Source organism: Petroclostridium sp. X23 (genome assembly GCF_030013905.1).
GTDB lineage: Bacteria > Bacillota > Clostridia > SK-Y3 > SK-Y3 > X23.
Genome location: NZ_CP124862.1, coordinates 2,520,954 through 2,544,130 on the forward strand (window position 1 = coordinate 2,520,954; position 23,177 = coordinate 2,544,130).

Below are 23,177 nucleotides of genomic sequence, written 5' to 3' on the forward strand. Positions count from 1 at the left end.
TCATACTCCTTCAAAACCGATATGGAAATCAATCTTTCCGAAACGGGTAGTATAAGACAGCATCGTTGCCTTCAGGCTTGGTGAAAAAATCTTGGATTTCGTCCCCGAAAAAATACTTGGTGTTACCAGCCTTAGGCCTGATTTCTTGTAGTTATTATTCATGGTTGTTACCGCTCCTCCTGAAGCAATATTGCAGAATTCCGCAATCGTAAATAATGCCAGATCTTCGTTGTTCAACTCGGAATCCATTCTCATTGCAAGCTCCATCGCTGTAAAACGCGACATATCTAATAGAACTCTGCCCTTTTTCTCTCCTGTTATTCCGACAACTACGGCAACCCCTTTTGAAGAAATCCAGCTTGGAGCCGGACTCTCAGTTTCAAGAGTAATATTTTCATCAAACATCATTCCGAATGCTTCTTTTATGGAGTCTTTAAAAGAATTGATATATTCCATGCCTGCCTCCTTAATACAGTGACTTCACTTTATATTTGCAACATACTGTTAATTTCATTTATTATTTCTTCACCTTTGAAGGGCTTTCTCATAAAGCGTGATATCCCTATACTTTTCGCCTCATTAATCAGTTCTTCATCCCCCATTGCACTGAGCATCAGAATTTTAGCATCCGGATATCTTGCAAGTATATCCTTTGATGCAGCCAGGCCGTCCTTAATAGGCATAGTTATATCCATAGTCACCACATTCGGCATTGATAGTTCAAATTGTTTCACTGCCTCATCTCCATTTTTTGCATGAGCGCAAACCTCATATCCATTTGCCTTTGCAGCTTTCTCAATAATTAAATGAATCGCGGGTGAATCATCTACAATCATTAATTTCTTACTACTCACATTTACCGCTTCCTTTCCTAATGAAAAATTGTTTTACTAGTTATGAACAAGCTGAAGAATATCGATAGGATTTACAATTAACACAACCTTACCATTCCCCAGCAGTGTTGAACCAGAAATCCCAAGAATAGCTGCCAACTGACCATCTAATGTCTTTACGACAAATTCCTGCTCACTTTTTAACTTGTCAATGATGATTGCATATTTCTCAGCACCATTTGAGATGATAACAGCATTAAGCTCATCCTGTGCATCATCCTTGTCTCCTGTGAGAAATATTCTACAAAGCCAGTCAACACCGATTACATCCCCCCTGAGGTATGTGAAATATTTACCTTTGTATTCATGGATATTTGCCTTTTGAATTTTTACAGTCTCAGTGATATATTCCAGAGGAAAAATGTAACTGTCACCCGCTGCTTCTACAATCAGGCCTCTCGACACGGCAAGAGTAAGCGGCAATTGTATGATCATTTTCGTTCCTTTATCCACTTCACTCTCAATGGTTATATTGCCGTTGATCTTTGAAATATTGCTTTTAACAATATCCATACCAACTCCTCGACCGGAGACTTCAGTAATCTGCTTGGCAGTACTAAAACCCGGAAGAAAAATAAGATTTACCAGCTGGTTACGGCTCATCCTTTCGGCATCCGCACTGGTAATGAACCCTTTTCCAATGGCTTTCTCCCTTATCTTGTCAGCGTCTATTCCTTTTCCGTCATCTTCGATTTCAATGTATACATACTTATTCTTGTTATATGCTCGCAAAACAAGCTTCCCTGTTTCCGGTTTTCCCTTCCTTAATCGGTCTCCTATACTCTCTATGCCATGATCCGCAGCATTTCTAATCAAGTGCACCAGAGGATCGCTAATCTGCTCAACGATGGTTTTGTCAATTTCCGTACTCTCGCCTACCATAATTAAATCCATCTTTTTCCCGGTACTCTGGGCAATATCTCTGACAACCCTTGGCATTTTTTGAAATACAGTTTTTATTTCTACCATCCTTATCGACATAACAGCATTTTGCAATTCATCTGAAATCCTGTTTACATAGGCTCCCACTTGCTTTACTTCCTTGGACATTTCTGGCAGATCATATTCAATATTTAATTTTGCAGAAATATGCATAAACGAGTTCTTTGCAATTAGAAGTTCGGAAATCATATTCATCATCTTATCGATCTTTTCCTGACTGACCCGGATACTCTGGGTTACACTACTTTTTAATTTTGCGTTTTCTGTTCTTACTGCTTCCTGCTGCAAGGCTTCTTCCGGAAGCTGTACCACACTACCTGTTTGTACTTGCAACAGCGTCATTTGCTCTTTGATTTTGTCAAGAATGCTGCTGTCAGGCAGTTCACTGAATTCTTCTGATGCTGCAGAGGTGATAAACAGCTTTGAATAATCCATTACTATATAGCTCAAATCGATAAGGGCTTTCTCGAACATACATCCCTTATCCCTTATCAAAGCCAATAAGCTTTCAAAAGTATGGATAATCTCAGAGAACTTCCTTAAACCAAAGTAGGCAGGACTCTGGGGAAGTAACGCCGCAAGATATATTCCTGTCCCCCCTTTGACACTATGCACAGCTCTGAAAACTTCGTTGATAGTCTCCCTGTCATTCCCATTCTTGTCCAGCTCGATCAGTAAATGATTCTCAATCTGCTCGATATGCTCTGTGCATTCAAGCAGAAACTGTTCTCTCATTCCCTCAGCCAGGCCTTTCTTGAACTCCTCAGTCTGAAGTATATCCAGTTCAGTTCCTTCCTGTGGGAGTTCCTCATAATTCCTGCTTTCTATCTCCAGCTTCTCACATTTGTCACGTGCCTGCTTGAGGCTTGTAAGTACCGGCTCTTCGTCCTGCTCGTTCTCAAAATCCATATAGATTGCATCGTTTTCACTGGTGAAATCCTGTTCTTTCAGCTTGTTGAATAATTGAGTGATATAGCTAGTTAAAAAATCCACAGATAAAAGCAAACTGTCGATAAGCTCCGTATTTACACTGACTATTTTCTTTCTAATAGCATCCAATGTAAATTCTACTTCATGGCTGAGCCTGGTTATGCTCGACAACCCTACGAAGGATGAACCGCCCTTTATACTGTGGACCCTTCTGAATATATTGTTTATCAATTCCGTATCTTCCGAATGGATTTCAAGCTTCAGAATTTCTTTTTCAAGGCCTTCAAGACATTCCATCCACTCATCGATAAACATTTTGACTACATCAATATCTTCTATATAAACCCTGCTGCTCATAATTCACACTCCTCATTATAGAAGCCTTCTGACGGTTGAAACCAGTTTCTCCGGATCGGTAGGCTTTACCATATGAATGCCGGGATCCTTATTTATACCACAATCGCTGACTTTATACTCCTCTTCGGTTGAAACAATAATAATTGGGATATCTATTCCCTGGGCATGTACGTTTCGAATTAACTCATAGCCATCCATTTTAGGCATATTGATATCTGTTACCAGTAGATGATAGTCTCCGGTCAGCAGTTTTTCCAAGGCTACTGCACCATTTTCAGCTGTTCCCACCTGATATCCGAACATTTTCAAAATATAAGTGTGGAAGTTTCTGACCATCTCAGAGTCATCCACAATTAATATTTTCTTTTTTTCATTCTGCTTCAAATTCTTCACACCTCACTTTGGTCTGGAATACACGATGGTATCCCCTATCCTTTGCACCTTGTAGGCCGATGATATTCTTCCTACCGATTCCGAATGACCTAAGAATATAAAGCCACCGGAATTTAAAGAATTATAAAAGTTGGCTAAAACCTCTTTTCTTGACTCGTCATTAAAATAGATCAAACAATTCCGGCAGAATATAAAATCACATCCGGTAATATTGCTCATCTCATCTTCATCCATAAGGTTAATCCGCTTGAACGTCACCGGTTTTCTTACATTCAAATTAATCAGGTACTTGTCGTGGCGTCTTGTAAAATACTTCTCCAAATATTCAGGAGGTACATCCTTTACCGATCTGCTTTCATATATTCCCATTCTCGCAAATTGCAATACTTCAGTGTTGATGTCGGATGCAATGATTTGAACCTCCCATTTATCAAATTTATCAAGTATTTCCTGGAGTATAATCGATAAGGTATAGGGCTCTTCTCCTGTAGAGCAAGCTGCACTCCAGATCTTGATTTTCTTCCTGCTTTCATTTTCCCTCTCAAATATGGGAAGTACATCCTCTGCAAAGTTGCGCAACTGGGGAAAATCACGGAAAAAGTACGTTTCATTGACTGTAAGGTCGTTAATTAGCTGATCGAACTCTTGGACATCCTCTGCAAATTTCAACATGACAAAATATTCATTCAGGCTGCTGATTTCAAGCATTTCAGCACGCTTTTCAATTCTTTTTTGTACAAAATACTTCTTGTTGTACTCATAATGAATCCCCGTTTTGTTATAAATCAATTTTATAAATTTATCATACAATTCGTCTGTTAGTATCATTTTCCCACCTCTGTCTTTAGCAAAGCTTCTTTGGCCGCTTCCCGTACCTCTTCTACCGGGTCCTCCAATAAGCTTTGCAACACAGCCTCTGCCCTGCTATTATCAAACAAGTCCAGTGCTCTCACAGCTGCAATTCTTGTTAAGGTATCTTTGTTGCTGGCAGCAGCGACTACGATATCGAAAGCAGCATCATTTTTAAATTTATGCAGGTTTGAGACAATATCCATCCTGTTAACGATACTGGATTCATCGTTATACAATTTTTCCAGTAAATCTAAACTTCTGACATCAACTTTTTTAATTAAAGCTTTTATTGCTTTTTTCCTGACCACTGGAGACGGATCGTTGATCATTGTATTCATAAAACTAAAGAACTCACCCTCTGAAGAGTATTCAACTATACTTATCAATCCGGCCCGGACACCCTCATTATTGCTGTCCATCCTGGTATTAACATGTTTCCAACCAATATCGGTATTCAGTCTGAACAGAACTTCCAGAGCTTCCATACCTTCTTCTCCCGGATTACGCCAAACAATCTCTTCAAGCTGTTCCAGGCTTACTTCCTCTTTATGCAATACAAGCTTCTCGGTTACAGCTTTTCTTACTTTCCTGCTTGGGTGCTCCAGCTTTATCAAAAGGAAATCAACATCCTGCATCCCACTTGCACACTTACTCTCAACAGAAGCAATCTCTGCTTCATCACTAAAGTCCGTCAGACTTTCAAGTAGAAGTGGATTATTATACGAAGTAATTTTCGCAACAATGCCTATAGCCTGGCTGGAAATATTCCCATCCTGAGAACTGCACAGTTTCTCTATAATGCTGTTAAAGCCCTCTATCCTTTTTTTGTATATAAGTCTTAGTCCCATCAATACTAAATCCGGTTCCTTGTACTCCAGTACTTCTTTTATAAATGAAGCAGGAATGCGGTCAAGCTTATGCAAGAGATCACTGAGGTTTTCTAAGAAGAATTCCTCTCCCTTGTTAAAATCATATATTTCTTTAATATTCCGAAGGAAGAAATCCATCTGCAGTTGAACAAAGGCAGTAATCGAAATAAGTACATGATCTGAATCCCTGTAGTCCCAATGCTCTTTGAAAACTCTTTCAAGCTCCTCCAATTCTTTTTCAGAAAGCCTGCATATCTTGTTATTAACGATCAGGCTGCAAAGACTAAAGACCAGATTTTCATCATCAATGCTATAATCTTTTGAATACTTTTCAAGGATCCTCTCAATGTCAGAATGTGAACCGATGGCTCCCAATGCTCTTACAAATGTATTCATTAAAATATTTTTTTCTACAGTAGAAACATTCATGGAAAATATTTTATCTGCAATGTCTTCTGAAACTTTTTTTATACCTAGTTTTTCAAAAGTCCTTAAAATTGAGTTCATAACCCATACGCTGCTTGTGTTATCAAGTATATGCAGGAGCTTACCTGCAGCATCCTCGTATTTCTGTTCAGCAATAACTTCCAAGGCTGCTTCCACAACATTTTCATCCGGATCGTCCAGTGCTGCAAGAGCAATTTTACAACTGTTCTTTCCGTTAATATATTTAAGAGCATCCAATGCAAATTTTCTAATGTTCCTGTCTTTATCGCACAGTTTCGCTTTCAGTGCCGGCAAAGCCTTATCACCCAACGCTACAAGCAGTTCAATCGCCAAATTCCTAATATATGCATCATCTGAATAAAGCAGATCGGTAACAAGTTCAGCAGTTCTTTCAAGTTGTACACGTCCGATTTTCTGTGCAAGTTTCTCCTGTTTATATCTATCCTTTTCTGAAGTAAGGCTCTGAATAAGAACCGCCAGATCCTGCCCGTTATTATCAGCATCAATTTCCATAGCGAGACTTTCAATGAGAGCAGTTAGTTCCTGTCCATTGAATATTTCATCTCTATTCTTCATTAGATAACACGTCCTTTACAACTTTACTAAGCTTCTGAAAGCATCTATCAGATTGGAGCACTATTTGAATCGCTTCCATCTCATTTCTATAAATCTTGAATTCTTCAATTAACCGAATAGAATCAAAAATATTCATAATTCTTCTAACGTATGGACCACCTACTACGATTGCCATCTCAATATTGTCTATGTTTAATTGCCTCTGAATCTCGATTAGTTCTTTTATTTCACTTTCATGAATGATGGTCAATTGACTGGTATCAACCAAAACCATTACAGTTGATACTTTTTTGATCGAGTCAACAAAAGTCTTCATCTGATTAACAAACCCATCCTTTTCCGGCTTGAACGTCCTCAGCAAATATTTATTATAAACCTCGAACAAGTCCTGCCTAAAAGAGCTGCAGCTTATTTTATCCACCCCTCCATCATTCAGATAAACGTCCCTCTGTTGGAGTTTATTCCTGGATAAATCAACTACATTGATTCTTTCTATGTAAATCAACGCAAAGCTGGTGTACAGTTCAGCCTCCTCCATATCAGTACTTATAATAATATCCAGGGTTTTTATTTCGTTATCAACTGAACATTCTGTAAAATAATGGTCTGAAACACTGGAATATATAAGGGACCCGATTTCATCAACGTTTTTTATAATCATCATGAATACAGGGGATACCATGGGAGCATCCTCTTCAATGAAAATAGATATGTAATACTTGTTTTTTCCTTTTGTCCTTTGATTTAAAAGGGAAGAAACGATCCCTGTCTCAGTCTGTTTGACCGCTACTTTTTCCTTCTGCTTCCGGTTTACCCTAATAAAAGCTTCGATCATCTCACTGATTCTGGAGGCGGCACTGTCCAGATTTTCTTTAATCTCCAGGGAACATGTCCGATTTTTATTATCAAGCATCTTTTTAACTGTATCCAAGCCCTCAAAGCACATCGAAACTATACTTTGGTCAAATAATATATAACCGTTCCTTGCATAATCAAGCATATCCTCTACCTTATGCATCAGATTCCCTATATCCTCATATCCGACCATGTGAGAAGAGCCTTTAATGGTATGGGCTATTCTAAACAGTTCATTTATATCTACAGATGAATATTCCGTTTCAAGTCTTATGATGCAATCTTCTGCCTTTTGCATTAATTCTTCGGTTTCTTCCATGTAAACTTGTAATACAGCATCCATAATAGCCACCACCTTTATTTCACGATATGGGTAATAGACTCTCTCCACCTCTCCAGTTTTTGTACAGAGTAGTCAATAATCCGAATCACGTGTTCGACACTTTTAAAGGGTTTGAGAATATAGTCATTTGCACCAAATTCAAGTGAACTTAGCGTTTTATCCATGGTGGAATAACCGGTCATCATAATAACCTGGGTAAGAGCATCATAGCTTTTTATTTCCCGGAGCAGCTCAATACCATCCATTTCAGGCATCACAATATCTGTGAGCACGATATGGTACTTATCTTTTTTGACTTTTTCAAAAGCTTCTGCAGCATTGTGCGCCGTATCCACCGTATATCCTTCCAGTTTCAGGTGATTTTTCACTGAACCTACAATGCCCTCTTCATCATCCACGATCAGTATTTTATATTTTTGCTTCATAAGGTCCCTCCACTTATTTATGTGAATTTGTTTACATGTCACTTATTGATGTTCCGGTAAGGTAATAATAAATTCTGTGCCTTGCTTTTCCTTACTTCTGACCTGTATATTCCCACCGTGCTCCTTGATAATCCCATATACGATGGATAACCCAAGCCCCGTACCTCCAAAGGCTTGATTTGTGGTAAAGAAGGGATTAAAAATTTTATTTAAATTCTTCTCACCTATACCGCACCCGTTATCCCTTACGCTAATGGATAAGGTATTCATACCCTCTCTCTTTACATCTATTTCCACAAACCCTGATTTACTAGAATCAGATACTTTAATGGCTGTAATGGAGTTTAAAAACAAGTTGATAAAAATCTGTTCCATCTGTTGTCGGGATCCATTAATAAAAAACCTGTCCTTATCAATATTGTTAAAGTAGTTTATCTTATTTCTGATAAATTCATTTTTTATCAGCTTGTAAACTTCAATAAAACATCCATACAAGTCAAAGACTTCATAGGCCACCTTCTCCTGCCTTGAAAAAAATTTCAATCCGCTGACAATATCCATAATCCTGTCAGTACCCTTATGCATTGACTCTAAAGTATCCTTAAACTCATCAACATATGGAATAAATCTGTCACTATTCATCACATTGGTATTTTCTATTATATTCCAATATTTTTGCAGCAGCTCAATATTTGCCCGAATATAAGTGGTCGGATTGTTGATCTCATGAGCTACACCTGCAACCAATTGACCTAAAGAGGCCATTTTATCCGCCTGGATTAACGCTTGTTCCTGTGCCTTAATTTTTTCAATCTGTTCCTTGTTTGATTTTCTTAATTTTTCTAAAAATTCTGCCTTTTGCTTATCATTTATTTGAAGCTCATTACTGCTTTTTTCAAACTCCTGTATGAGTGCGAGAACCCCGGTATTGGTTTCCATCAATTCTTCGGTTAGCTCCTTGACTTCTCTTTTAAGGCTCTTATTCTCTTCGTTCAATTTATGAAACAGCAGGTAATAAAGCAAATATTCTCTACTCATGGAATCACCGCTTACAGAACCGCGACCAGCATTGTCGCATCATCGTTTTGCCTTGCATGCTCCTTGAAAACCGTACTGCATAATACTGATGGACTATTTATGATACCATGGGAATAACGATCTATTTCCCATTTGGAGGAGATACCATCTGAACATAATACCAGTATATCCCCTTTATTATAATTATGTTTTCTAGCTTTACAGCTTCCGCGGTATGCTCCAACATAACCATTATAAGACAGCAGTTTCTCGGTTGTACCCCCTGCTATATACCTGCAGTCGATATTACCAATAGATATCATTTCAAACTCATTTATGAATTTATAGATTATAACTAGAGCTACAACAGCTCCTCTTGTATTCTTCAGTGCCATATTCATGTTTCTTATAATTTCATCAATAGAACAATGTATATTCTCATCGATTATTTTTACAGCACGGCTTGCGGCTTCGTGTGCTTCCATTCCATGGCCCAGGCCATCAACAACAGCGATAATCTCTCTATCCCCAAAACCCTTTGTATAGTAGCAGTCACCGTTTACTGAAAAACCAGTATGTGGCCTGCTCATCACACTAACTTTAATTTCGGAACTGCCTGTTCCTGATGCATCAATTGATGTGAATCTCCATTTTCTTACTGTTATCATCGTACCCGCCAGCATACCTTTGTTTTCAATATCTTTTGTATTTGATCTAATCTCAAAAAAGTCACTAAAGCGTCTTATAGCTCCAAATCCACCGCCCATTGTACCTTTACTGGACACGCCATCTTTTAACACCTCATCGATATCTTCAATTCCCGGACCCTTATCCTCTGCAACGATTTCGATTCCAACCCTGCTTCTCTCAGTAATCTCAAAAAACCGAATCTTTCCATCCACTGCATTATGTTTAATAATATTACTGCACAGTTCGCTTACAACAATAGAAACCTCTGAGATTTCCTTATCGGAAAAATTAAGACTCTTCATCTTGTCTGCTATCTGCCTTCTTATAAATCCTATGTCATACGTGCCCCGCACTTCATATTCATTAATAGGGTCCACCTCCCTAAAGCCACTTTTTGATTATAATTTTTGTTCCCTTACCTGGTTGTGAGGTAATGCTGAAATCATCCATTAACCTTTTACTCCCCGGAAGTCCCAACCCCATTCCTTTACCTGTAGTATAACCTTCACTTAAAGCCTTCTCTACATCCGGTATTCCCGGGCCTTCATCATGGAAAGAAATCATCAAACCTCGTTTTGTACTATTGGATACAATCTCGATAGTTACAGTACCGGTAGAAGCATATTCATAAATATTTCTTGATAACTCACTGACAGCAGTAATGATCCTTGTCTGATCTGTAATACTAAACTTCATGTTCTTTGCTGCTTCCCGCGCTCTTTGCCTGGCTATCACGATATCCTTCTCATCTTTTATGTGAATTTCGAATAATATCATTTAATCCACTCCCTGTTCATCCAGGTCTTCGGAGAACATTTCTTCAATATCACCGGCTTTTATGTGATCTTCAAGTATTTTAATTCCTAAATCTGCATTTAGAGCAATTTCTACGCCATCAATATCCAGACCTAACTCTACCAGGGTTATTGCAACATACGGCTTCATACCGGTCAAAACAGCTTTCGCTCCCAAAAGTTGTACCATTTTTACCGTCTCGGTAATAATCCTTCCCAGATAGGAATCGACAATGTCCAGCAGTGAAATGTCAAGAAGTATTCCCTTAGCACCGGTTGTATATATTTTATCAAGAACACTCTGTTGAAGCGACAGAGCCATTTTGTCATTAATATCTCCTTGAAGAGAGATTATCAATATTTTATTAATAAAAATTAGAGGGATACTATTCATCTCTTCATGCTCCATTCCATTTAATTTACTTCACCAGCCTGACGACCTTAAATCCTGCCAATTCCATAGCCAGCTTTATACCATCGGCCATCACAGCTCTGGTAGTAATACCCGACAGGTCTACTCCCAGGTGAATCATGGTTTGGGCTATAACCGGGCTGATTCCGGTAATAATGAGTTCTGCTCCAAGAAGCCTTGTGGCGCTTGCTGTTTTCAACAAATGATTTGCCACCAGCGTATCCACTGTAGGGATGCCGGTTATATCAATAATGGCAACCTTCGACGAAGTAGAAACAATCATTTCAAGAAGCTTTTCCATAATCATCTGTGTTCTTTTACTATCCAGGGTCCCAATCAGGGGTATGGCTAAAATACCTTCCCATACCTGTATTACAGGCGTGGATAATTCTAACATGTCCTGCTGCTGGCGGAGGATGATTTCTTCACGTTCCTTTACATATAGATCAAAAGTAAATAAGCCCATTTTATCAAGAACTTCGGAAATTCTAACGGTCTCCTTATACAGACTTGTATTGTCGTCGCAGTCTATTTTATTTAGTTCATCAAAAATAATATTCTTTAGTGAAAATATAAAGTTGCTGACCTCAACTTGACCTAGACCTTTGGATACAGTAATTTTGGAATAATCCGACAGAATTTTTTTCACATTATTAAGTTCTATTGATTTTAACGCCACATCCCCTTCATATTCTATAAACTTTAAAAATGCCGTAACAATTTTGTCGCAAAGACTGTTTATTTCATTTTCAGAAAACAGTCCTTTCTTAATCAGCGATTTCCGATGGATGTATTCAATCCAATTTCCCGTTAAGCTGTCTTTTAATTGCTTCAATACTGTGTTCGTTTTTTTGCTGGCTAAGTTATCCATGTTTTCCTCCTATTTTCTTACCGCTTTTGTTATAGCATCCGCAATTTTATAAGATGGTACCACAATTTCTGCGCCACCTCTTTCTATAGCCTCCCTCGGCATACCAAAAACCACTGCAGTAGATTCATCCTCCGCAATGGTCACACCTCCTGCTTTTCTAATCTTTACCATTGCGTCTGCCCCGTCATCCCCCATCCCTGTCATAAGGACTCCGATGACGTTCTGTCCCCCAAAAGTATCCAGTACCGATTCCATTGTCACATTTACAGAGGGCATGAAAACCGTTTGCGGGCTGCTCGGAAGCCTTATAGTTCCACCCTCTCCGCGAATTACCATCTGGTATCCGCCTGGTGCCAAAAACCCCCTTCCGTTTTGCAGAACATCTCCGGCTTCTGCTTCCTTTACCGGAATCCTGCATGCAGCATTTAATCTCTTTGCAAAGGAAGAAGTAAAAGATGGAGGCATGTGCTGTATAATGATTACGGCCGCTCTCAGGTCCGGTGGAAGCATCGGCAGCACTTCCATAAGTGTACCCGGCCCACCAGTAGAAATACCTATTACTACTACTTTTGTCAAATCTCCGCTTGTTTGCAAAACCGTTTTTTTTACAGGTATCGATATCTTAGGTGCTACTGAAGAACTGCCGCGTCTTGTTGCCCTATCTCGTATATTTTTCTTGTTTACATTTTTATATGCCAGTTTCACTTTTTGGATAATTTCCCTGCCTACTACATGCAGGTTGGAGGATACTGTTCCGGAGGGCTTTGTAACATAATCAAAAGCTCCGAGTTCCAAGGCTTCGAAAGTAGTCAACGCCCCCTCGGAAGTAAGTGAGCTTACCATTAAAACAGGTGTTTGAGGGTATTCGCTTAGTATATACTGTAGGGAGGTTAATCCGTCCATCACCGGCATATTAATATCCATGGTAACTACGTCCGGATTTAAATCTTGGACTTTTTCGATAGCATCCTGTCCATCCCTGGCAGTACCTACGACTTCAAGAATTGGGTCAGTCATGATGATCTCTTTCAGCGATTTTCGCATCAGAGCAGAATCATCTACAATCAGCACTTTTATTTTGTCGCTCACAAAGTTCACCTACCACCTTTTTTAAGATAAATAGGGCTAAACCCCCGGAGCATAAAACTTGTATGACCCCGGGGAAATGCCCGAAAATCTGAAACTTAACTGAAACTCAATATTTTGCCAATATCCAGAATCAGAATCATCCTTTTGCCGCTATCGAGTTTCCCGACACCTTCTACATAGTCACTGTCAATGCCGCTGCTTAAAATATCCGGCGGCTCTTCAATCAACGTCTTCTCAAATCTTAGTACTTCTGAGACCGAATCTACCACAATTCCGGTTCGCTTTCCATTGAAATCCACGATGATAATCCTTGTGGCATCCGTTACTTCCTTCTCACTAAGATTAAAGAGTTTTCGCAAATCCAGAGCAGGGATTACATTGCCTCTAAGGTTTACTATACCCTCAATATAATAAGGTGCCCTGGGTATTTTGGTCACTTCCGTCATCCTGTTGATTTCCTGTACATTTGCTATTTTTATTCCATACTCTTCCAGACCAATTTTAAAAGTCACCAGTTGCTCTTCATCAAGGATTTGACCTGTAATGCTCTTCTCCTCTGTTTGCTCTTCACAAGCTCCCGTATTACCGGTTATTGCACAGACTTCATCAGCAGAAATCAGTTTTGAAGGTTCAAGCATCAGAATCATTCTTTGACCGTTATTGAGTTTTGCCACGCCCTTAAGCTGTTCCCCGCTCTGTATGGAGAATTTGGGCGGAGGCTGGATTGTATTTGACTGTACTCTCAGAACCTCCGAAATCTTGTCCACCATGATTCCTGCTGTAAACCTTCCCATATCCACCACAAGTATTCTCGTGTGGTCATTCATTTCCACATGTTTCATTCCGAAATAAGTTCTTAGGTTTATAATCGGAAGCAAATTATTGCGTATGGAAACTACTCCCTCAATATAGGCTTCACAATTTGGAACCTTTACAATTTGAGGCACACGGATAATTTCTTTAACCTTCATAATTCCAATCGCGTATTCTTCTTTGTCTAATAGGAACGAAACCAGTTGTTCCTCGTCTATGGACTCTGCTCCGGAACTATTTGTCATAACACTATTCTTTTGCAGGTTTTCATTATAATTGTTTATCCGTTCTTTCCCGACAGTATTGACTCTTAAAGCCTTTGCAACATCTAAAAGCATTATAAGCCTGTTTCCATTGTCCAGTTTCACAACACCGTTAAGGTAGTCAGAATCAAGATTTTTAACGATTTGTGGCGGCTCTTCAATATCTACAGTATTTACCCTTATTACCTCGGATACCTTATCTACAATAACTCCAGTAGCCCTGCCTTCAACATCAATTACAAGCACCCTGCTGTTTTCATCCTTTAATTTTCTTTCCAGACTAAACCGGGTTCTTCCGTCAATAATCGGCAAGACGTTGCCCCTTAAGTTGCAGGCCCCTTCGACATATCCAGGAGCATTCGGTACCTTTGTGATATCAGGAACCCTGATGATTTCCTTCACATCCATGATATCAGCACCGAACTCATCCTCTCCAAGCAGGAAGGTAACTAGCTGGCGCTCTGTAAAGCTGGTATTATTTATACCAGAAGCCATAACTATCCCCTCCATTCTTTACATATTCTGAAGCTCATCAGCCAATCCGGATATCTCTTCAATCGCTTCTGCAAGCTCCTGCATCCCTTTTGCCTGTTCAGAGGCTGCGGTTGATGCCTGCTGTGCTCCACTGCTAGCCTCCTGAGCTGCTGCAGCAATTTGTTCAACACCCTTTCTTGCCTGTTCCAGAGCTACCATAGACTCTTCCGAGCCCTTCTGAATTTCCTTGGCTCCCGCAAGTATTTTCATCATATTCTCTACGATTAAATTCATGTTGTGTGTTGTCTTCCTTGACTTTTCTACCTCTGCGAAAGAGGTTTTACTCGAAAGATCAATGTCGGCAGATACTCTTTGAATCTGGTTTTGTATGCCTCTTACAAGATCTTTAATTTTATCTGTGTTTTCTGCAGATTCATTGGCAAGTGCCCTTATATCCCCGGCAACTACAGAGAAGCCTCTGCCAAACTCGCCTGCTCTTGCTGCTTCAATAGAGCCGTTTACAGCCAACATGTTTGTCTGTATAGTGACATTCACTATGGCATCGACAATTTTATCGATCCTCCGGGTGGTTTCCTCAAGGCTCTTGATATTCCTGGCTGATACCACATTGGATTCAGCAGAAGATGAAATACCGGCAATCATGTTGTCAACCGCAGTTTTATTAGCCTCCAGCAGCTGCTGGAGTTCCGTGATCTTATCTCCTGAAAAGCCTGCTCTTTCATTCATTTGCTTTGCAGCTGCTGCAAGTCTTTCAGCCAGATTTGAAGCTTTATCGGTAAGCTCCGCCTGAGCCTTGGCCCCTAAAGATATCTGCTCCATCGCTTTTAATATTTCAGCGGCTGTGGAGTTAGCCTCCTCCACGTTTGCAGATAGTTCCTCCGAAGCTGCTGCCAGCGATTCAGAGGATTTCTGAGCATCTGTAGATACCTTGAGGTCTTCAGCCATTTGGGCCAAATCCCCAGCACCTGCATTCAGCTCATTAAACGCCTTATTCTGCATCTGAATCGATTTTTCTACTTCCTCCGCAGCACTGCTTTGCTGCTCGGCAGCCGCTGCAATCTGCTCAGCGATACCCAGGAACTCCCCTGTTGCGTTGTTTGAATCGCTTGCATACTGGGTAACATCGGTAACACCCTTTTGCACCAATACAATTTCTTCATTGATCTTTATAAGGTCCGCAGTAGTTTTCTTTGCTTTCTCAACTTCATCATTGGCAGCCTTGCCCGCATTTTCGATATCTACAACGACAATCTTTACATTATCCTGTATTTCAGTAACCAATTCTCTAATATTTCTTGCAGATTTTTCGGAGGTTTCTGCCAGATTTCTCACTTCATCCGCAACAACCGCAAAGCCCTTTCCATGCTCACCTGCCCTAGCTGCTTCTATAGCGGCATTCAACGCAAGCAGGTTGGTCTGGTCAGCAATCCTGACAACTGCCTGTACAATTTCCCCAATTTCGTTGGACTGCTTCTCAAGGTCTCCTACCAACTTGACCGATTCCATATTAGTATCCGCTGATTCTTTAATCCCCTTGACCATTAACTCTATGTCATTTGTTGTATTCTCAATAAGTTCCTTTGCGGTTTCAACTCTTTCCAAGGAATCCTTCGCATTTTTATCTGCTACAACTGATGACTTGTCTATCTGGTTGATGGCAGCTCTAGATTCTTCTGCTGCAGAAGATGCCTCATTTGCTCCCTTGGAAATTTGCTCCATTGTTGCGCCCAGTTCTTCAGCAGCGCTGCTGGCTTCTTCTATTCCTGACGCAAGCTGTTCCGTGGCTACTGCAATTCTTTCAGCCAACTGCTGCTGCTTAGCCAGTGTCCTGGCTTTCACCTTGTCCTGTGCCTGTTTTCTGGCAAGTTCTCTCTTTCTCTCCATTTCATCTGTTGCTGTTGATACATGTGCAGATCCTTTTGCAGTTCTGTCGTTTGAAGGCTTTGCAAGCTTTTTTTCCATACCAATTCAACCTCCTAAAATTATTCACTGTTTTAATTGAAATGAATTTATTGATAAAATGTACTAAAATATAGACCATGCACTTCTCCATATTCCAAGCACATAATCATCCGGTAAAAATAAAGCCATTTTAAGTCATTGAACTATCACTTCCATCATCCGGGCAGAAAATGATGTAATACATATTCACGCCATCCCCTGTAGGTTCGTTTCCCAAATAACCATCCCGGTGCAGCGGTACGATTTTCTGGCGGAGTTCTTCTATACTGCATATAATTCTGTTTTGCACAAGTATCCTGTGAATTTCCGCCAGCGTATTAACTTCAGATTCGCTGCTTTTTATGTATTTTAAGAATTCTTCATCCATCAGTTGGAGCATTTAAATTACCCTCCTTCGAAATCTTTGTATTGGTATGTTTACTTTTTAAATTTGGTCAGGCTTTTTATCACGACCTCTTCCTTATATGGTTTTACTATAAACCCTTTGGCTCCACTCAAAATCGCCTTTTGTACGTAAGACTCCTGCCCCATGGCAGAAACCATAATAACTACAGGTTTATGTTCCAATTTACAAATCTCCTGCATACACTGAATTCCATCCATTTCAGGCATGGTAATATCAAGTGTAACAATACTCGGATTCAGTTCCTGTATTTTCTTTAATGCTATCTTTCCGTTCTCCGCCTCACCAACAACATGAAATCCGTTTTTCTCCAGCATTTGTTTTAGCTGCATCCTGACAAAAGCAGCATCGTCTACAATCAATACAGATGTCATAATAACCCCTTTCCAAGCAACAGGTAATACCCTGTTGGTGCTATCTGTTATAATTCATTAATTATTAACCATATCCAGGCTTGCATTAATAGTTTCACATAACATTTTTACATAAAATGGTATCTATATTAAATTATTTACATCTACAATATTTTCAATTTGGTACTGTTATCATCAAAAAGTAGTTATTCCTGATACTAAAGACACTCTAAAAACTTTTTGGCATAGCTATCGTTTAGCCAAGTCATCTTTCAATTGATTCAATACGGATTTATGTCTACTTTACACTTATATTTGTATCTGCAATCCAATTGGTTATACTTCACTAAGTATGCTAGATATAGAAACATGAAATGTACTAGCAACCAGGATATAGATATGCTTTTAAGATCATGTCCAAGGTTGATGCCGGACGTTCCTTCAGTTTGAAATTATATTTGCGCATCCTTCACTTTAACGTAATCTCTCTGCATGAACCCAGGATGATATCTGAAAGATTTTCGCAATCTATAGATGTGCTGAAACAAAGTCTCTTCTGTAACATCCTCACGACGACAGATTTCCTTAATTGACATGCCTTGAAAACCCAGATCGTCTATGATCTCTATCGCAGATAAGATAATGCTTTCTCTTCGTTTTATGTAGCTGCTCACAACCACACACCCATGACGCCATCAGGCGAGCGTTCACTCACCCAATATATTCATGTACTCATTATATAGTCCTATAGTCCTACATGTCAAGTCCTATAGTCTTTTTTTGGTGTAGAATTAAGTAGGATTTTGTTATGTTATGGAGAATAATATGGGAAAAGTTGTTCGATTTCTGTCCAAGGAGAATTTTCAATTGAAATAAACAACCTGATGGCTTTCCAGGTTAAATGCCTTTTCAAATGTTTTCAATCCTGTCACCACTATCCCCACCTGCTTATTTCCCAGTATCTTTCTCACTCAATATACCTAAAGCAACGCCAGCTTTTTCATGGATTCTTCCAGCTTATCCAGATCAATCGGCTTATTTACATAGGCTTCCAACCCTGTTGTAAAAGCACTCATAACATAACTGGTCTCTCCTAAAGCAGTCGCAACTATAATTTTTACACGTTTTGCCTCTTCAATTCCCCTGACAGCCTCCAACTCTCGTATTGTTTTTACTGCCTTGATTCCATCTATTTTGGGCATCATTACATCAAGGCATATCAGATCATAGGGTTTTCCCGTATCAAGCCCCAGGATAAATGCCTCAATTGCTTCAATACCATCTACTGTTACATCACATTCACCATAGAAAGACATAAATTTGGATATAAACTTTCGGCTGGCCAGGTCATCTTCTGCTATCAGTATTCTCATTCCGAGTTCCTCCTTGTTTACGAAATATTTTCAAACTCGTTCCTTATTCTCGGCATCTCACGTATAATACTTTTCAAATCCTCACGTCTTGCTGCAAGTTCTATGGTGAAAGCAATTCTTTTCAACTCATCTGCTTGAATACTGGCAGCAAGCTTTTTAAGCATATTAGCTTCTTTCTCTATTGTCGGTATTTCGTTGTTATCCAGCGCTTTTTTCATGCTCCGGATATGTTGACCTATCCTTTCGTGCAGATCAATGGTTTCCATTGGATTCATGACCTTCTCATCCGCCTGTAGTGAGTTTAGGATATCCATCTCCTTTATTTTCTTAGCATACCTGTCAAGCACGGAGAATAGCGCTTCCATCTGCATCGGTTTTGCCAGATATTCATCCATACCAAGAGACAAAAAGCGCTCTTTATCTCCTTTTAAAGCATATGCGGTCACTGCGACAATCGGGACGTGTTTTGTCCCGCCTTCCATCTGCCGGATACGTTGAGTTATTTCAATACCATCCATTTCCGGCATTTGAATATCCATAAAGATAATATCGAATTTCTCCTTCTTAATAATTTCCAGGGCTTCTTTGCCATTGGATGCAATTTGCATAGTATGCCCCTTATCGGACAGCATCTGCTGAAACACAATCTGGTTTACCTTATCATCTTCTACCAGAAGGATCTTCAGGGGAATATTCGGTTTTTTAACCAAGTTCTGATCGACTTCTTTCTTTACAGGTACTTGTCCAACCTTTAGAGGTAACGTAAAGAAAAAAGTACTTCCTTCTCCCTTTTTGCTTTCTACCCAGATCGTACCTCCCATCATTTCCGCAAGCTGTTTTGAAATTGCCAGCCCAAGGCCTGTTCCACCAAATTTTCTGGTAATGGAACCATCCACTTGACTAAAGCACCGAAACAGTCGATCTATTTCACTTTTAGCAATCCCAATGCCTGTATCGGACACGCTGAATAAAAGCTCAAAACTGTCTAATTTCTTAGAATGCTTTTTTACTGATAATATAATACCCCCATCTTCAGTAAACTTTAATGCATTTCCGATAAGATTATCCAATATCTGTTTTATCCTTATGGAATCACCTATTAAATATGTCGGTATTCCTGCCGAAAACTGATAGTCCAGTGAGAGACTCTTTTCGCAGGCTTGAAAAGAGTGCGCTTTTATAACATCCTCAACTAATCTAAAAATATTAAAGTCCTCATTGTCAATGATCAACTTCCCTGCTTCCATTTTTGAAAAGTCAAGGATATCATTGATTATCTTCAGCAGTGAGTCGGCACAGGATTTCGCTATTTTTAGATTATCCCTGTGTCTATTATCGAGATCTGACATTAATGTCAAATTGAGCATTCCAAGCATTCCATTCAAGGGAGTACGAATTTCGTGGCTCATATTTGCAAGGAATTCACTCTTTGCCCTATTTGCGCTCTCTGCAGTTTCTTTTGTTTTCTCTAATTGCTTTTCAGCAGCTTTTTGATCTGTTATGTCAAAGGCCAAAGCTATATACCCGTCAAAACTACCCTCCATATTATAGAACGGTCTGCTCATATTTAATACCCAACGATACTCTCCACTTAAATGTTGCAGCCGCATTTCTACGTTATATGGCTTTCGCTCCCTAAATGCCTCATAATATTTAGCCCTCGCCTTACTAATATCCTCGGGATGAATAAAGTTTATCCATCCTCCTTGAAGACCTTTTTCTACTGGTACGCCCGTGAACTCTGTCCATTGCCTGTTTATATAACTACATTGATTGTCCAGCCCAATCCTCCATACGATTGCAGGAAAGCATTCCAATATACTTAAGTAGTAATCTCTTGCTTTCTGAACGTTTTCTTCATTCCGTTTCTGTCCTGTAATGTCATCAATGACTATCATAACCTGTTTTTCCCCAAATACAGCAACGGGTACAAAGTTAATTTTATACCATGGCTTTTGAATTTTCCCGTTAACCATTAAGGTTTGCTGAATAATTACATCATTGAGAGGTTCCCCTGACTGCAGAACCTGCCTTACTGATTTTCTAAGATCGCAAAGTGCACATTTTTCAGCTTCCCCGCATCTTTTTTCAAAGCTATTTAAACAACCGATCCCGGACCCTAATCTCGGCTCGAAAATTCCTCCATAACCACTTCCCGTCATTTTAACAAAAGCAGGATTCACCTGCTTAATAACTATGTTTCTGTCAACTATGGCCATTCCCAATGGACTTGACTCAAAATGGATCTTTAAATTGTTTCGTTCTTGGCAAAGTTCCTCCTCTATCATTTTAATCCGGGTAATATCGCGAAAAATTATAATAATACCCGTAACATTCTGCTCGGAATTCCTTATAGGTGAACAATTGGCTGATATAAATTTTTTTATCCCGCTTCTTGAAATTAGAACGGTATGATTGTGAAGTCCGACAGCTGTTCCAGCATCCAAAGCCATAGCAATTGGGCTTTCTACAGCTTCCCCAGTATTGACATTTACTACTGAAAACACCTTGTCAAAATCCATTCCAATAGCTGTTCGTGATGACCATTCCGTTAACTCCTCGGCAGCAGCGTTCATAAAAGTTATTACCCCCTCCGAATCGGTAATGGTCACACCTTCTCCTATACAAGTAAGTACCTCTATAGTGTTTAATTCGTTCATCATTTTCACCCTCTTATCCTCTATTCCTCGGGTATGTTCACTTACATTTGAATCACCAAAAACCCAATATATGATTAGCAAGTCTCCATTATATAGTTTTGAGCTGTAAGAATCCTTTCCTTGAGCGGAAAGCTATACTTTCTTATTCTCCATTTCAAGGTGATTGCTCTGAAAGTACCAAGAATGATATCAGAAAGGCTTTCACTATCGACGTTAGGTCTAATTTCGCCATCCTTTATTCCCCTCTCAATGAGATATGTGATAAGATTGGAGCGCAATTCAAATATCTCTATGATTCTATGTGCAATTCCCGCCTCATTTTTCAGTACCTCATAGGATTGTAAAATAGAAGTCATGGCAGGGTAGCTTTCATAGTATTCGGCAAACCTTGTGATAAAATATGTAATACTGTCTTTGGCAGAAAACCTGTTCATTTCAATGGTCTGCTTAATATCAACGTCAAACATGGAATAATAGTCCAAAACAGCTAGAATAATCTCCTTTTTGCTGCGATAATGCTTGTATAAAGTCCCCTCAGCAATCTCCTGTCTTTTAGCTATTTCCCTTGTTGACAGACCTTGAAAACCCAATTCGTCAATAATTTCTATTGCAGTAAGGATGATTCCCTCTTTCCGCTTTATGTAGAAGCTCATATTAACCCCCGGCATCCGGGCGAGTAACCACTCACCTAGTCTTTTTGTATTAATTGTATATATGCAACTATCCCTTGTCAAGTATTGCACTGTCAGCTTATAGACATTATAATAACTAAGGTTAGCTACTGAAGCTGCCGGATGTTCACCTTTATACTTTAATGCTTTAAGCATTTCGGGTTAATAATTTAGGCCTTTCCTCATAAAAATTAGCAAGAACCACCTTGTTTCTTCCCTTGAGTTTCGCATTATATAAAGCTGCATCTGCCTGCTCCTTCAAATTGCTCAAGTCCAGGGTTGTGTCAGGATAACTTGATACACCTATTGATAAAGTAATCTTAAGCTGTTGTCCTGATCTCAGTATAAACACATGTTTTTCAATCGTTGTTCTTACACGTTCAGCCACTTCTATTGCCTGGTTAGCCGGGCAATCAAAAAGTATTACGGAAAACTCCTCTCCCCCGTTTCTGAAACAACATCAAAGTTCCTGCATGTTTTCTTCAATAGGTTTGCTAATTCTTTTAAAATATTATCTCTTTCAACAGCTAACTGTCCGGTATTGATCGGTTTTGATGCAACAGCATCACAGCCGATTTCAAAAGCTTTTTGCACATACATATGATAGGCGGTTCCGGTACATAGTGATTAATTGTTCTTAGGAGGAAGGGATGCAAAAGATTATTTGCGCTCATGAGCTTAAGCACGACAGGCTCCATCAGCACTATGCAAAATATACTCCTCTGAATGATTATTCTCTTTTTGTATAAAAGACGTATCTTTCCCTGTACGTGTTTTCAGATAAATAGATATCAATGTTACCAGCAGCACTAAGTTCATAGTTGTCCGCACGGATTATATCATCAAGCTTGGGGAGAGGAGTGGAAAGAAGACCGATATGAAGGATGCCGAATGGATTGCTACATTACTACGCGCAGGTCTTCTTAATGGAAGTTTTATTCCTTCTAGCGATATACGGGAACTTAGAGATTTAACTCGTTACCGTAAATGCATCGTTGAAGAAGTTTGCAGCCATAAAAATCGAGTAGAAAAGCATTTACAATCCTGTGGATTTAAGCTTTCGACATTTCTAGAGTATCAGGTTGAGCAATTGTTAACCATTTGGCAATTCGTGGAAACATAACACCCGAAGCTGTAGATACTTATGTTCAAAAGCAAGCAAGAAAAATTCTTGTCATAATCTACAATATGTTAAAACATGATACAGATTACGATGATGTACATTTTGAACAAGTAAGAAGCAAGCAGCGATCTAATCGGATTCGAAGGATTATTGCTGAAGCTCATAAGTTAGGCTTGGAGGTGTTAACACCTCTGAGCCACTAACAAGGCTTACTTGTATTGAAATATATGGCAATACGTCCGGTTATTTTTTTCCTTCGCCAGAACTGGATTCTTTTTTTGATCTATATTTCCTGACTGCTTAACG

Annotated in this window: 24 protein-coding genes and 1 pseudogene; 1 reads left to right on the forward strand and 24 read right to left on the reverse strand. The window is 39.4% G+C overall.

Features of this window, described 5'->3' with window-relative positions; all coding sequences use genetic code 11:
• The 24 genes from QKW49_RS11915 to QKW49_RS12030 all read right to left on the reverse strand — a co-directional run bounded on the left by QKW49_RS11915 (position 1) and on the right by QKW49_RS12030 (position 22,348).
• Positions 1–456: a chemotaxis protein CheX gene (locus tag QKW49_RS11915; protein WP_282867758.1), complete on the reverse strand. Its 456-nt coding sequence runs from the start codon at positions 454–456 to the stop codon at positions 1–3.
• A gap of 29 nt (positions 457–485) precedes the next feature.
• A complete protein-coding gene (locus QKW49_RS11920) occupies positions 486–854 on the reverse strand; it encodes a response regulator (protein ID WP_282867760.1) in 369 nt (122 codons plus the stop codon).
• Between the two features lie 36 nt (positions 855–890).
• Entirely contained in the window at positions 891–3,122 is a 2,232-nt protein-coding gene (locus tag QKW49_RS11925; RefSeq protein WP_282867761.1) for a chemotaxis protein CheA, read from the reverse strand.
• 15 nt (positions 3,123–3,137) lie between these two features.
• Positions 3,138–3,506, reverse strand: a complete 369-nt coding sequence (locus tag QKW49_RS11930) for a response regulator (protein WP_282867763.1) — start codon at positions 3,504–3,506, stop codon at positions 3,138–3,140.
• Between the two features lie 12 nt (positions 3,507–3,518).
• Positions 3,519–4,343 carry a protein-glutamate O-methyltransferase CheR gene (locus tag QKW49_RS11935; RefSeq protein ID WP_282867764.1) on the reverse strand — a complete coding sequence of 275 codons (825 nt, stop codon included), beginning with the start codon at positions 4,341–4,343 and terminating at the stop codon, positions 3,519–3,521.
• The gene (locus QKW49_RS11940) at positions 4,340–6,259 is read right to left on the reverse strand and encodes a HEAT repeat domain-containing protein (RefSeq protein WP_282867765.1); all 1,920 of its coding nucleotides are present in this window, start codon (positions 6,257–6,259) and stop codon (positions 4,340–4,342) included. Before QKW49_RS11940 ends, QKW49_RS11935 begins: the two co-directional genes overlap by 4 nt.
• Entirely contained in the window at positions 6,249–7,457 is a 1,209-nt protein-coding gene (locus QKW49_RS11945) for an Hpt domain-containing protein (protein WP_282867766.1), read from the reverse strand. The genes QKW49_RS11940 and QKW49_RS11945 overlap by 11 nt, the downstream gene beginning before the upstream one ends.
• A 14-nt stretch (positions 7,458–7,471) precedes the next feature.
• Positions 7,472–7,882 carry a response regulator gene (locus QKW49_RS11950; protein WP_282867767.1) on the reverse strand — a complete coding sequence of 137 codons (411 nt, stop codon included), beginning with the start codon at positions 7,880–7,882 and terminating at the stop codon, positions 7,472–7,474.
• 42 nt (positions 7,883–7,924) lie between these two features.
• Positions 7,925–8,920: an ATP-binding protein gene (locus QKW49_RS11955; protein WP_282867769.1), complete on the reverse strand. Its 996-nt coding sequence runs from the start codon at positions 8,918–8,920 to the stop codon at positions 7,925–7,927.
• A gap of 11 nt (positions 8,921–8,931) precedes the next feature.
• On the reverse strand, positions 8,932–9,966 hold the full coding sequence (locus tag QKW49_RS11960) for a SpoIIE family protein phosphatase (protein WP_282867771.1): 1,035 nt from the start codon (positions 9,964–9,966) through the stop codon (positions 8,932–8,934).
• Between the two features lie 4 nt (positions 9,967–9,970).
• A complete protein-coding gene (locus QKW49_RS11965; RefSeq protein WP_282867772.1) occupies positions 9,971–10,366 on the reverse strand; it encodes an anti-sigma regulatory factor in 396 nt (131 codons plus the stop codon).
• Complete coding sequence (locus QKW49_RS11970) at positions 10,367–10,777, reverse strand: STAS domain-containing protein (RefSeq protein WP_282867774.1); 411 nt, start codon at positions 10,775–10,777, stop codon at positions 10,367–10,369.
• Between the two features lie 25 nt (positions 10,778–10,802).
• Positions 10,803–11,666 (reverse strand): STAS domain-containing protein, encoded by an 864-nt coding sequence (locus QKW49_RS11975; protein ID WP_282867776.1) that lies wholly within the window; start codon positions 11,664–11,666, stop codon positions 10,803–10,805.
• A gap of 9 nt (positions 11,667–11,675) precedes the next feature.
• A complete protein-coding gene (locus QKW49_RS11980; protein ID WP_282867777.1) occupies positions 11,676–12,755 on the reverse strand; it encodes a chemotaxis response regulator protein-glutamate methylesterase in 1,080 nt (359 codons plus the stop codon).
• 95 nt (positions 12,756–12,850) lie between these two features.
• The gene (locus tag QKW49_RS11985; protein WP_282867778.1) at positions 12,851–14,326 is read right to left on the reverse strand and encodes a chemotaxis protein CheW; all 1,476 of its coding nucleotides are present in this window, start codon (positions 14,324–14,326) and stop codon (positions 12,851–12,853) included.
• A gap of 18 nt (positions 14,327–14,344) precedes the next feature.
• A complete protein-coding gene (locus tag QKW49_RS11990) occupies positions 14,345–16,288 on the reverse strand; it encodes a methyl-accepting chemotaxis protein (RefSeq protein ID WP_282867780.1) in 1,944 nt (647 codons plus the stop codon).
• Positions 16,289–16,418: 130 nt separating this feature from the next.
• Positions 16,419–16,667: a hypothetical protein gene (locus tag QKW49_RS11995; RefSeq protein WP_282867781.1), complete on the reverse strand. Its 249-nt coding sequence runs from the start codon at positions 16,665–16,667 to the stop codon at positions 16,419–16,421.
• 38 nt (positions 16,668–16,705) lie between these two features.
• Positions 16,706–17,065, reverse strand: a complete 360-nt coding sequence (locus QKW49_RS12000) for a response regulator (protein ID WP_282867782.1) — start codon at positions 17,063–17,065, stop codon at positions 16,706–16,708.
• Between the two features lie 431 nt (positions 17,066–17,496).
• The gene (locus QKW49_RS12005; RefSeq protein WP_282867783.1) at positions 17,497–17,718 is read right to left on the reverse strand and encodes a hypothetical protein; all 222 of its coding nucleotides are present in this window, start codon (positions 17,716–17,718) and stop codon (positions 17,497–17,499) included.
• A 306-nt stretch (positions 17,719–18,024) separates the two neighbouring features.
• Complete coding sequence (locus QKW49_RS12010) at positions 18,025–18,417, reverse strand: response regulator (protein WP_282867784.1); 393 nt, start codon at positions 18,415–18,417, stop codon at positions 18,025–18,027.
• Positions 18,418–18,434: 17 nt separating this feature from the next.
• On the reverse strand, positions 18,435–21,080 hold the full coding sequence (locus QKW49_RS12015) for a PAS domain S-box protein (protein WP_282867786.1): 2,646 nt from the start codon (positions 21,078–21,080) through the stop codon (positions 18,435–18,437).
• Between the two features lie 71 nt (positions 21,081–21,151).
• On the reverse strand, positions 21,152–21,730 hold the full coding sequence (locus tag QKW49_RS12020; RefSeq protein ID WP_282867787.1) for a TetR/AcrR family transcriptional regulator: 579 nt from the start codon (positions 21,728–21,730) through the stop codon (positions 21,152–21,154).
• Between the two features lie 166 nt (positions 21,731–21,896).
• Positions 21,897–22,172, reverse strand: a complete 276-nt coding sequence (locus tag QKW49_RS12025; RefSeq protein ID WP_349239131.1) for a diguanylate cyclase — start codon at positions 22,170–22,172, stop codon at positions 21,897–21,899.
• Complete coding sequence (locus QKW49_RS12030) at positions 22,172–22,348, reverse strand: hypothetical protein (protein WP_282867788.1); 177 nt, start codon at positions 22,346–22,348, stop codon at positions 22,172–22,174. Before QKW49_RS12030 ends, QKW49_RS12025 begins: the two co-directional genes overlap by 1 nt.
• A gap of 262 nt (positions 22,349–22,610) precedes the next feature.
• On the opposite strand from QKW49_RS12030, the pseudogene QKW49_RS12035 reads away from it, so the two are divergent.
• Positions 22,611–23,074, forward strand: a pseudogene (locus tag QKW49_RS12035) (transposase); the annotation flags it as partial.
• Between the last annotated feature and the right edge of the window lie 103 nt (positions 23,075–23,177).

Bases quoted from the DNA above. Each gene is read 5' to 3' on its own strand.
- QKW49_RS11915 (WP_282867758.1), bottom strand. From the start codon at position 456: ATGGAATATATCAATTCTTTTAAAGACTCCATAAAAGAAGCATTCGGA.
- QKW49_RS11925 (WP_282867761.1), bottom strand. From the start codon at position 3,122: ATGAGCAGCAGGGTTTATATAGAAGATATTGATGTAGTCAAAATGTTT.
- QKW49_RS11935 (WP_282867764.1), bottom strand. From the start codon at position 4,343: ATGATACTAACAGACGAATTGTATGATAAATTTATAAAATTGATTTAT.
- QKW49_RS11940 (WP_282867765.1), bottom strand. From the start codon at position 6,259: ATGAAGAATAGAGATGAAATATTCAATGGACAGGAACTAACTGCTCTC.
- QKW49_RS11945 (WP_282867766.1), bottom strand. From the start codon at position 7,457: ATGGATGCTGTATTACAAGTTTACATGGAAGAAACCGAAGAATTAATG.
- QKW49_RS11950 (WP_282867767.1), bottom strand. From the start codon at position 7,882: ATGAAGCAAAAATATAAAATACTGATCGTGGATGATGAAGAGGGCATT.
- QKW49_RS11955 (WP_282867769.1), bottom strand. From the start codon at position 8,920: ATGAGTAGAGAATATTTGCTTTATTACCTGCTGTTTCATAAATTGAAC.
- QKW49_RS11965 (WP_282867772.1), bottom strand. From the start codon at position 10,366: ATGATATTATTCGAAATTCACATAAAAGATGAGAAGGATATCGTGATA.
- QKW49_RS11970 (WP_282867774.1), bottom strand. From the start codon at position 10,777: ATGAATAGTATCCCTCTAATTTTTATTAATAAAATATTGATAATCTCT.
- QKW49_RS11975 (WP_282867776.1), bottom strand. From the start codon at position 11,666: ATGGATAACTTAGCCAGCAAAAAAACGAACACAGTATTGAAGCAATTA.
- QKW49_RS11985 (WP_282867778.1), bottom strand. From the start codon at position 14,326: ATGGCTTCTGGTATAAATAATACCAGCTTTACAGAGCGCCAGCTAGTT.
- QKW49_RS11990 (WP_282867780.1), bottom strand. From the start codon at position 16,288: ATGGAAAAAAAGCTTGCAAAGCCTTCAAACGACAGAACTGCAAAAGGA.
- QKW49_RS11995 (WP_282867781.1), bottom strand. From the start codon at position 16,667: ATGCTCCAACTGATGGATGAAGAATTCTTAAAATACATAAAAAGCAGC.
- QKW49_RS12000 (WP_282867782.1), bottom strand. From the start codon at position 17,065: ATGACATCTGTATTGATTGTAGACGATGCTGCTTTTGTCAGGATGCAG.
- QKW49_RS12010 (WP_282867784.1), bottom strand. From the start codon at position 18,417: ATGAGAATACTGATAGCAGAAGATGACCTGGCCAGCCGAAAGTTTATA.
- QKW49_RS12015 (WP_282867786.1), bottom strand. From the start codon at position 21,080: ATGATGAACGAATTAAACACTATAGAGGTACTTACTTGTATAGGAGAA.
- QKW49_RS12020 (WP_282867787.1), bottom strand. From the start codon at position 21,730: ATGAGCTTCTACATAAAGCGGAAAGAGGGAATCATCCTTACTGCAATA.
- QKW49_RS12030 (WP_282867788.1), bottom strand. From the start codon at position 22,348: ATGTATGTGCAAAAAGCTTTTGAAATCGGCTGTGATGCTGTTGCATCA.